We start from the raw sequence: 2758 nt of genomic DNA on the forward strand, positions 1-2758 counted from the left end.
CAGCAGCGAGGACGAGATGGGGTACGTCACCTGGTCCTCCACCAGGTCCGGACTGCGCCCCGGCCACTCGGTGAAGACGATGACCTGCACGTCCGAGAGGTCCGGAATCGCGTCCAGCCGCGTGTCTCGCATCGCGAGCACGGACCAGACCGCGAGGCCTCCCACGAGCAGCAGCGTGAAGAAGGGGTTGCGCGCGCTGCCCGCGATGAGCTTCTGGATGAGCCCGGGCCGGGCCTCCATCCCCCCGTCACTCGGCCTCATGCTCGCCTCCGCCCCAGTGGTCCGCCGCCGAGCGGATGCGGCTCTCCGCCGCCACCAGGAAGTTGCCGCTCGTCACCACCACCTCGCCCGCCTTCAGCCCCTCCAGCACCTCGTAGGCCTCCCCCGCGTGCACTCCGAGCTTCACCTCCCGCGGCGCCATCCGCCCCTCGCCCAGGTCCACGAACACCAGCCGCCTCGGCCCCGTGTAGAGCACCGCCGACTCCGGCACCTGGAGCCGCGCGCCTCCCTCCACCTTCAGCTTCACCTCCGCGTACATGTCCGGCTTGAGCTCCAGCGCCGGGTTGCGCAGCTCCACCCGGAGGCGCCCCGTCCGCGTGCTCGCCTGCAGCGTCGGGTAGAGGTAGCCCACCCTGCCCTTGAACGTCTTGCCCGGCAGGTACGGCAGCGTCACCTCCACTTCCTGCCCCACCTTCACCCTCGGCAGATCCGCCTCGTACACGTCCGCCTCCACCCACACCTTGTCCAGCGGGGCGATGCGATACAGCCGGTCTCCCGCCCTCACCGCCGCGCCCTCCACCACCGTCTTCTCCAGCACGTAGCCGCTCGCCGGTGCCAGGAAGGGCAGGTTCTCGATGGGCTCGCCCCGCCTGGCGATGCCGTCGAGCTGCGCCTGCGTCAGCCCCCACAGCTCCAGGCGCTTGCGCGAGGCGTGCACCAGCGAGTCCGCCCGCTCCGGCGCCCCCGAGTCCTTCGCCGCCACCTGGCTCCTCAACGCCAGCAGGTACTCCTGCTGCGCCGCGTACAGCTCCGGGCTGTAGAGCGTGAAGAGCGCCTCGCCCCGCTTCACCGGCTGGCCCGTCGCGTCCACGTGCAACTTGTGGATGAAGCCGTCCAGCTTCAGCGTCACGTCCACCAGCGCCGTCTCGTCGTACGTCACCCGCCCGAGCGCCCTCACCGACAGGTCCATCGGCCCCACCTTCACCGGCGCCGTCTTCACCCCGATGCGCTGACGGCGGAGGGAGTCGATCAACACCACCCCGCTCTCCAGCTCCTCCCGCGTCACCGGCGTCAGGTCCATCCCGCAGATGGGGCACTTGCCCGCCTCCTTCTGCTTCACCGAGGGGTGCATCGGGCACGTGTAGTGCGCGACTTCCCCCGGCACCGGGGCGGGCTTCGCCGCCGCCTCCACCTTCCACTCGGACTCCGCGCCGCACGCCAGCATCCGCCGGCCCATGTACGGGTTCTCCAGCCCCGGCGTGCGCTGCATCCACTTGTTGAAGCCCTTCTCCATCGGGCACTGGTAGATGTGCCAGCCCTCGCGCAGCCGCGCATCCGCCTCGGCCAGCCCCACCAGCACCCGGCTCACCTCGCCAAAGCGCACCCGCGCCTCGTCCACGTCCTTCGCCACCGCGAGCCGCTCGGCCGCCTCCGCGCCCGCCTCCACCGCCTTCGTGCCCTCGGCGCCCTTCAGGCTCCCGGCCAGCGCCCGCAGCGCCGCCGCCACCTCGCGCCCCCGGGTGTCCAGGCCCTCCAGTGCATCCCGCGCCAGCGCCACCCGCATCCGCTCCGTGGCCTCGAAGGCCGCTCGCGCGTACTCCAGCGACTCGGCCGGCAGCGGCCCCGGGGGCAGTGCCAGGCCCGAGGGCCTCGGGGACTCGTGCCCGGAGGCTCCGTGCGCCTCATGCGCCGCCGCCGGTGCCACCTGGGCCGCCGCGTCCTTCGTCCGCGCGCCGGTGAACCACTCCACCAGCGGCCCCCGGAAGACGAGCCCCACCACCACCAGCCCCACGCTCCACAGCACGGGCCCCAACCACTGACGGTACGACGAAGTCCTGGTGCTCATGGCAGCTCCCCCTCCCTCGGCAGCCCGGGCACCCGCCCGAGCGCGCGTTGCAGTTCCGCCTGGCGCCGCTGCACGTCCGCGAGCGCCTCCTCGAAGCGCAGCTCCACGCCGCGCTGGTTCTTCTCCGCGTCCAGCAGCACCTGGAAGCCGTTGCGTCCGGATTCGAAGCCCACCCGCGCCGCCGCCACCTGGTCGTTCGCCGCCGGCACCACCCGGTCCCGGTAGAGCGCCACCGCCTTCTGGGCCTCCACCAGCCGCGCCCGCGTCCGCGCCACCTCGACGCGCACCTCGTCCACCAGCTGCGCCTCCTCGTGCTTCATCCGCTGGAGCATCGCCTGGGCCTCGTCCACCCTCGCCCGGCGCTTGCCCCGGAAGACGGGCAGCTCCACCGCCACTCCCGCCATGAAGCGGTGCGGCGTCTCCATCCACATCGAGTTGTACGAGCCCATCACCATCACGTCCGGCAGGGACTCGCGCCGCGCCAGCTTCACCGCCGCGTCTCCGCCTCCCACCCGCGCCCGCAGGCTCGCCAGCTCCGGGCGCTGCTTCACCGCCTCGTCCGCCAGGGCCTCGGCGGGCGGTGGGGGCTCGGTGGGCACGTCCAGCGTCTCGGGCGGCGGGGGCAGGGGCAGGTGGGGGGCACGGTGCAGCAGGCCGTTGAGCTGCGCCACCAGCTCCTCCCGCTGGGCCTCG

The 2758-nt window shown here is 72.9% G+C and carries 3 protein-coding genes; all 3 read right to left on the bottom strand.

Annotated features, from left to right (window positions below; all coding sequences use genetic code 11):
- Positions 1-261, bottom strand: a 261-nt coding sequence (locus VF697_RS41865; protein WP_331104142.1) for an efflux RND transporter permease subunit, incomplete at its 3' end; no start/stop codon positions are given.
- Positions 248-2065, bottom strand: a complete 1818-nt coding sequence (locus tag VF697_RS41870; RefSeq protein ID WP_331104143.1) for an efflux RND transporter periplasmic adaptor subunit — start codon at positions 2063-2065, stop codon at positions 248-250. The genes VF697_RS41870 and VF697_RS41865, both read right to left, overlap by 14 nt.
- Positions 2062-2758, bottom strand: a 697-nt coding sequence (locus tag VF697_RS41875; protein WP_331104144.1) for a TolC family protein, incomplete at its 5' end; no start/stop codon positions are given. The genes VF697_RS41870 and VF697_RS41875, both read right to left, overlap by 4 nt.

The organism is Archangium sp. (assembly GCF_036388035.1).
Classification (GTDB): Bacteria; Myxococcota; Myxococcia; order Myxococcales; family Myxococcaceae; genus Archangium.

Coding starts and splice junctions, on each gene's coding strand:
- VF697_RS41870 (WP_331104143.1), bottom strand. CDS start 2,065: ATGAGCACCAGGACTTCGTCGTACCGTCAGTGGTTGGGGCCCGTGCTG.